Genomic DNA, 7,168 nt, shown 5'->3' with positions numbered 1-7,168 from the left:
TCCGTCGTCTAAAATTATATTAGGGTTAGTTTCTAATATTTTATCGAGAGGGGGAAAAGAGAAAGAGGAAGAGAAAGGGAGTGAGGAAGGGAAGGGGAGGAAAGAAGCTTTCAGAGCTTCCACGACATCTTCTTTCGTGGATAAGGGATTACTCCCTGTTATTGCAACGTTGGCACCTAATTCGTGCAAAACTATTCCTAAATAGGCTGTTTTTGCCTCTAAATGGATGCTTATAGCTACATTTACACCTTCAAAGGGTTTTTCTGTTTGGTATAGATTTTTTAAATAGTTTAAGACTTTCATGTGTTTTTTTACCCATTCTATTTTCTTTTTTCCGCTTTCTGCTAGTGAAGTCATCTTACTCCTCCTTGCTTCCGTCTTTTAGTGACTTAAGAAATTCTAAAAACTCAATATATAGCCCCCATTCCTCACTCTCCGCCCTTAACATTAAGAGGTTTCACCCTTAAAAACCCCATACATCAAGGGGCAGAGTCCCTTGTTTGCGATACTATGCAAAGTATGTTTTTAAATGATTTTGACTTTGAACTTCATTTCGGGGTTCTTAAGGGACAGAGCGCCTTAATGAATTAATATTAATATTAAACATATTAATACCGATGATACCTTCTCTGTGTTACCAACAGAGTAATTCCCTTTTCCTCTAAATCCTTTAAATATTTTTCGTATCCCGGTAAGGTTGGAGGAACAATTACCTTTTCAACCTTCCAATTTAATATTATATCAATTATCTTTTGGGAATTTATCGGAGAATCGAATATAATAGTTCCTTCCTTTGGAAGAACTTCAAATCTTTCCAAAGTATTTTCGAGGGCATTTAATGCAATTTCTCTGTTCAAGCAGGATTGATTACCAGAGCTAATGAGATTGTTTTTTACATATACAGCGGTATCTGATTTATGAACCTTAGCAACCTCGAAACCCAATTGCTCTGAAGGAGACAAATCTAAAGCAATCTCTTGAAAATTTTGCTTTACAACTAGATCACCATCCACAATATATTCTTCGTCTCGTTTCAAAACTTTCTTATTAACCTTAAAAACCATAGGTTTAAAGGAAAGTATCTCTTCTTTTTTTTCAAGATTATAAGAAGTCATTAGTCCATCATGTTTTGAATCTTTCAGTTCAGTTATTATATTTGGATCGTCACTGTAAACGACTCCACCTTTTAGTTCTTTGATAATCCTGATGAATTGTTCTTTCTCTTCATCAGTAGGAGAAGAATATCCAAATACGAAAATTCCTTTCTTTGCAAAACCTAAAAATTCATTGTTTGTGAAACTAGCCAAATGAAAAAGTAACTTTATGTCTTTCAATATCCTCAATGTAGGCTTTTTATGAAAAGTTAAATTTTCTAAATAATCGATAAAACTGTCTTCTTCCAAAAATTTCATTAAAATTGCTTCCTGCATTGGATTAGAACCATACCTTAAGTTTCCCAATATTTCAAAAAATTCATGATCAAACTTCTCAGCTGCAAAGAGTTCAGAGAAGATTTTATGAATACTGGCATCGTATTTAGAAGTAGAAAAGAAAACTTTCAGAGCTAACTTTCTTCTTAATTGTAAAGGAACATCGCCACAATCCTCTAAATTGTCAATAACCGTTTGATAATCTTTGGGATCTACCAATGCTACAACATCTTTATAATTTTTTGCAGCGCCTCTAAGAAGAGAGTAGCCTCCAATATCAATATATTCTAAAAGTGATTCCTCATTCTTCGTTTTTTTTGCAATTTCCTCAAAGGTAGGGAAATTACCTACAACCATATCGATTCTTTTTATATTATAATTGATCATCTCTTCTTCATGTTTTTTATCGTTAGACTTGGCTAAAATACCTCCAGCTAATTTTGGATCTATACTTTTAACACGACCTCCAAGAATTTCAGGAAATCCAATATAATCGGCCATTTTTACAGTGGGAATCCCTTTTTCTTCTAAATATTTATTTGTCCCTTCTGTGGATATAATTTCAACACCATTGCGAAATAAAAAACTTGCTAAATCCTCTAAATTAGTTTTGTCGTAAACCGAAATAATAGCCCTTTTTATATTCATAAAAAATATCTGCAGGAAACTCACCATTTTAATGGTGAGAGGAATGCAGAATTTTCCCTCCTTTCCCATAGTAAAGTTTTGACTTTGCTTACTAAGATTAGATCATTGCTTTTTGCACTCCTATGAATTACTGTACCATCAACTTTTCTTATATCAAAATATCCAGTTGAACGTCTCCCAAATATGAAACATTCAATACCGTTGTATCTTATTTTATCAAACAATCTAAAACCATGTACTAGATAAGGTGCTTGGTTAAGTTTTCTTATTCCTCCCTTTAGAATTTTAGCTTTGTGTATTTGTCTATTGTGTCGTCGAACTTCTTTAATGTGATAATAATACTCTAGTTGTTTTGCTTGAGGATGACCACTAATACATAAAGCGTCTATTCTATGTGTTTTAGTTAAACTATTTTGTATCCTTGTATTTTTAGTGATATATCCATAAGTTAGATGAACGTTAGGGTATAGTGTTTTTAATCTATTGTATAAAGTCCATCTCATAATACCCATAAATGTAGCATCTTTAAACTTTTGTCCTCTTTTAAAATTCAATTTAATTTTTCCATCGTGGTAATCCTTATGGCATGTTTCACACAATGTAATTAAATTACTCGGTGCGTTTCCACCTATTTGCCTACTTTCGATGTGGTGAACATTGAGTCGTTTATCTTTACTTTTGCCTTTGCAGTGTTGACAGGTATAGTTATCTCTCCATAGAACATATTCCCTTGTATTCCAAAAAGCTAATTGTTCACCTTGTTGGTATTGTTTACCTTCAATATTAGGATTCTTAATCTTTTGTATATCGAAACTTGCAACTTCTACTACAATTTTTGTAATAGGAAGCAAATGGCGAACTAGATCAATCAGTTTAATGTGCGATTTTATTTTATGTTCTACCGACGGTGCAAGCCATCCTTTGTTTTTACTGTGGACACGATTTAAAAAACGTGGTTCCCTATACCTTGTTTTTCTGAAACGTCTATCTCTACGATACTGTCGTTTCTGAGATATAAGTTTAGGTATATCGTCCCTTAGTTCAACTTCTGCTGCAAAAAGTTCCTTATTTTCAGTAGTAGCAGACAAACCTACAGTTTTACTTCCTGCATCTACTCCCAAAGTAATAGGTTGTTTATAACCGCTACTACCATAGAGCAGTTGAATGGTAAAAGGTTCTTTTTTAACAACCTTGGCTTTTTCCTCTTTAAGTAGTTTTCTTGCCTTTGAAGGTTTACAAGGCATAAGAGGTTTCCCATGTTTGTTTAAAACGTACACTAACATAAAGTGCACCTCCTTAACGGAGTTATTCTCCTTCCCCAATGTTATATAGGCTTTTTACGTTTAGTTCACTATCCCTACCCCTCAGGATTGTTTAAAGCTAAACAACAGAGCGACAGACTAGGAGAAACATCCGAAGGTGTTATGACCTATATAACGTAGCCCGATAATCTCCCTTTAGAGGCGTGAGCCTGTTTGATCCTGGCTGAGGGTAGTCAACTAAGGCTTGTTCATCACAAGTCCCCGTCTTTAGACGGTGGGTAGTTGACAAATTACCTCCAGCGGAAAATAAGTTAACTTCTATGAAAGGCAAAGCAGAGACGATCTTCAATTGACGTCTCCTGCTCTGCAATAATAAACAATTTAGACCTTTTTTGTTAATACAACTAAATGGTATACTTTCCAGGAGCTTTGGCGAACAACCTAGTTTTTTCAACATGATCCAAATCTAATATGTATTTAGTGAACCTTTCTATACCTATACCACAACCTGCAGAATGTTTTAATAACCCTTCTTTTGCTAATTTCAAATAATCTTCATAGCTTTCTAGACCGTTGCCTTTCAGTTTGATTCTTTTTACTATTTGCTCATGCTCATGTTCTCTTTCACCACCAGATATGGCTTCACCATGACCTTCAGGATATATTAAATCAAAGTCCAACAATACTTCTGGATTATCCATATCTTGTTTGTCATAAAACTCTCTATCCAAAAGCGGAATATCTATCAACCATACAGGTCCTTCAGCTCGTTCAGATAAAATTTTTTCATAATCTTCACCGTAAAGCTCTTTTGCCTTTTTTACACTTATTTTTTGAAAAGGTTTTTTAGGAACAGTTAAATTTGGGTGATACTTTTCTATTATACCAGAATATTTTGTCAATATACCTTTTAATACATAAATCATTAAATCTTCCATCAAATCCATAATCTCTTCTCTCTTCGTCTCTTTAGCCTCTATATCTAGTTGAACAAAATCAATCAAGTGTCTACCAGAAGAATATTTTTCCTCCATTTCCAACCTTAAATTTGGTGAAAATGAAAATATTTTATCATGAACCAGAACGCTAACTTGTTTTTGCAGAATCATGGATTTAGTAACATAATATTTGTTACCATAATAATCTATTTGTGCATCAAAAACATCATGATTCAAAGGATCGGTGATTGTAGAAATTGTCACCGGAAGAAGCTCGACAAAACCCTTTTCTGCAAGAAATTCCCTCGATAACCTCAGTATCTCTGATTGAACTAAAAGTGCGTCACTGTAAGTCTGATCCGCCAAATAAGTTTTTACTAACTCCACAGAATCTTCTTTTCTATCTTTCTTCTCTACTTCTGCCATAATTTTCCCTCCTGTAGTGTTTTTTTTTTAAAAGACGCTAAATCGCCTTTTTAATATAAAAAAACCGACGCTAGTTTTTTAGCGTCGGTAATTTTCAAAATAACAATCCCCAGCGTAATCACCGACGCTGTAAATTGTTATTATTATTTACTTTTTTAGAAACTAACAATATTTTTAATATTTTCATAAGCACTTTCCCCTAAATCAAATTTAAATACCTTACTTTAAAAATTCTCAAATTTTGAGAATTATACCATAAAAAAATTGAGTTGTCAAATTTTTAGGGCTCCTTGTCAAATATGGTTGATAGAATAGACTGAAGAGATGATGAAAAAGGTATGTGTTAGATTGCTAAATTTTGAGTTGGATCATAGTTTTCTAATGTTTCTTTGACTTTATCGTATAACTCTTTTACATTTTTGAATTCTATCAATGTGCTTTCTGTTTTATTTCTTTGTTTTAACTCAATTTTTCCTTCTTTTAAACGTTTGCCGATAATAATTTTTATCGGTACCCCGATTAGATCTATATCTTTGAACTTAAATCCAGCAGACACTTCTCTATCGTCTATAACGACGTCTATTCCTTCTTTTAAAAAGTAATCGTAGATCTCTTGTGATGTACTTACAATTGCTTCATCGTTCTTGGCAATTGGTATTATTGCCACTTCAAAAGGGGCAACGCTTTTGGGCCATATTATTCCATTTTCATCGTTTAATTGCTCAACTATTGCCCCCAGAGTTCTTGATACTCCCCAGCCGTAACATCCCATTATGTAAGGTTTTTGTTCACCGTTTTCATCGGTGAATACAGCGTTCATTTTTGAAGAGTATTTATCGCCTAATTCAAAAATTTGACCAACTTCTATGCCTCTTGTCTGTTTGAGTATGGAATTACACCCTTGGGTTGGACATTTTTCACCTTCTTTTACGTATCTAATGTCTGCAAATAAATCAATTCTGAAATCTCGTTCGGGGTTGGCATTTATATAATGCCTTTTTTCTTCCATAGCCCCTATAACACCATTTCTTATAGATTTTATGCTTAGATCAGCAACTATCCTGATATTTTCAGGTATGTTTATTGGGCCTATAAATCCAATATTTACACCAAATTCTTTTAGAACGTCTTGCGGATCAGCTATTTGTAAACTTTGATCTTGAAGGACGGACCTGATCTTGGCAAAGTTTATCTCATAGTCGCCTCTAATTAGAGCCAACACCCATCCTTTGCTGGATCTTAGCAGTAACGATTTTATCAACTTCTTTTCAGAAACGTTCAGGAATTTGGCAACTTCTTCGATGGTTCTGGCGTTTTGAGTATCTACTTTTTCCATTTCTTTGATAGCTTGTTTCTCATCTGCTGAAAAATCTTCTCCTGATCTTGCCTTTTCATCACTGGCTGCATAACCGCATTTTTCACAGTAAAATATTTCACCCTCGCCGTTTTGTGCCAATACATGAAATTCATGAGAAAAAGAACCACCAATTGCACCTGTATCCGCTTCTACAACAACAAATTTCAAACCTATTCTTTTTAAGATGTTATTGTATGCATCATAGAAATGTTGATAAGATTCATGCAATGAGTTGTAGTCGGTGTGAAAGGTATAGGCGTCTTTCATGATGAACTCTCTCGCTCTTAACACCCCAAACCTTGGCCTTATTTCATCTCTAAACTTAGTAGCTATTTGGAAGAGGTTGACGGGGAACTGTTTGTACGACCTAAGTTCATTTTTCATCAAAAATGTGACTATTTCTTCATGCGTGGGACCTAAAGTAAACTCTCTATCGTGTCTATCCTTAAGTTTCATCAATTCTGGACCGTAATCTTCCCATCTTCCCGTCATTTTCCACAGCTCTGCTGGATGTATTATGGGTAACATGATTTCTTGAGAACCTATCTTTTCCATTTCTTCTCTGACTATATTTTCAATTTTTCTTATGACCTTCCATCCAAGGGGAAGATAACTGTAAACACCTGATGAGATCTTTCTTATAAACCCTCCTCTGATCAATAACTCGTAACTTTTTATATCAGAATCAGATGGAGTTTCTTTTAAAGTAGGAGCATATAGTTTGGAAAATCTCAAGATTATCCCTCCGATTTTTTAGCAAATTTAATTTTTTGTACTTTATGAGAAATTATACCATAGAAATATTGTTAAGTTAAATTTTTGTTGTAATGAATATATTGAGTCTTTTAGTACAATTAAATTAACAAGTAAAAAGATCCTTTTCCCCACGGGTGGGGAGCGGGGAAGGGCGCTATAAAACTTGTTATACAGAAGTTATTCGATAAGATAGCATACCATCAAAAACATATGGTATAATTATGCTGTTCAAAACAAAGATAAATGGACAAGATGGATACATATACATTCTTATGGAACACAAAAGCTACATTGAAGGGAAAGTAGGAATTGAAGTGTTGAAATAGTTATGAGCATATGGGAAGAAAAATA

The 7,168-nt window shown here is 33.9% G+C and carries 7 protein-coding genes; 1 reads left to right on the top strand and 6 read right to left on the bottom strand.

The features are described 5' to 3' along the window. The 6 genes from AA81_RS10295 to AA81_RS10275 form a co-directional block, all read right to left on the bottom strand. The coding region (locus AA81_RS10295) for an adenosylhomocysteinase (protein ID WP_211292692.1) at nt 1-357 on the bottom strand (357 nt) is incomplete at its 3' end. A gap of 251 nt (nt 358-608) precedes the next feature. Further along, nucleotides 609-2,078 (bottom strand): hypothetical protein, encoded by a 1,470-nt coding sequence (locus tag AA81_RS10290; protein WP_103079195.1) that lies wholly within the window; start codon nt 2,076-2,078, stop codon nt 609-611. Nucleotides 2,079-2,098: 20 nt separating this feature from the next. Further along, nucleotides 2,099-3,361, bottom strand: coding sequence for an RNA-guided endonuclease IscB (iscB, locus tag AA81_RS10285; protein ID WP_103079165.1), 1,263 nt, complete (start codon nt 3,359-3,361; stop codon nt 2,099-2,101). A 139-nt stretch (nt 3,362-3,500) separates the two neighbouring features. Next, nucleotides 3,501-3,689: a hypothetical protein gene (locus AA81_RS14035; protein WP_146026650.1), complete on the bottom strand. Its 189-nt coding sequence runs from the start codon at nt 3,687-3,689 to the stop codon at nt 3,501-3,503. 55 nt (nt 3,690-3,744) lie between these two features. Further along, nucleotides 3,745-4,704 (bottom strand): asparagine synthetase A, encoded by a 960-nt coding sequence (locus tag AA81_RS10280; RefSeq protein ID WP_103079164.1) that lies wholly within the window; start codon nt 4,702-4,704, stop codon nt 3,745-3,747. Between the two features lie 343 nt (nt 4,705-5,047). After that, complete coding sequence (locus tag AA81_RS10275) at nt 5,048-6,796, bottom strand: proline--tRNA ligase (protein ID WP_103079163.1); 1,749 nt, start codon at nt 6,794-6,796, stop codon at nt 5,048-5,050. A 242-nt stretch (nt 6,797-7,038) separates the two neighbouring features. On the opposite strand from AA81_RS10275, the gene AA81_RS10270 reads away from it, so the two are divergent. Then, nucleotides 7,039-7,143: an Rpn family recombination-promoting nuclease/putative transposase gene (locus tag AA81_RS10270; protein WP_245863590.1), complete on the top strand. Its 105-nt coding sequence runs from the start codon at nt 7,039-7,041 to the stop codon at nt 7,141-7,143. Nucleotides 7,144-7,168 lie beyond the last annotated feature (25 nt).

The organism is Petrotoga halophila DSM 16923 (assembly GCF_002924615.1).
The sequence above is the reverse complement of the archived record's forward strand: the minus strand, read 5'-3'. Positions and strand labels throughout refer to the sequence as shown.

What these genes read in the sequence shown, in the direction of transcription:
- AA81_RS10290 (WP_103079195.1), bottom strand. Translation starts at nt 2,078, where the DNA reads ATGAATATAAAAAGGGCTATTATTTCGGTTTACGACAAAACTAATTTA.
- iscB (WP_103079165.1), bottom strand. Translation starts at nt 3,361, where the DNA reads ATGTTAGTGTACGTTTTAAACAAACATGGGAAACCTCTTATGCCTTGT.
- AA81_RS10280 (WP_103079164.1), bottom strand. Translation starts at nt 4,704, where the DNA reads ATGGCAGAAGTAGAGAAGAAAGATAGAAAAGAAGATTCTGTGGAGTTA.
- AA81_RS10270 (WP_245863590.1), top strand. Translation starts at nt 7,039, where the DNA reads ATGCTGTTCAAAACAAAGATAAATGGACAAGATGGATACATATACATT.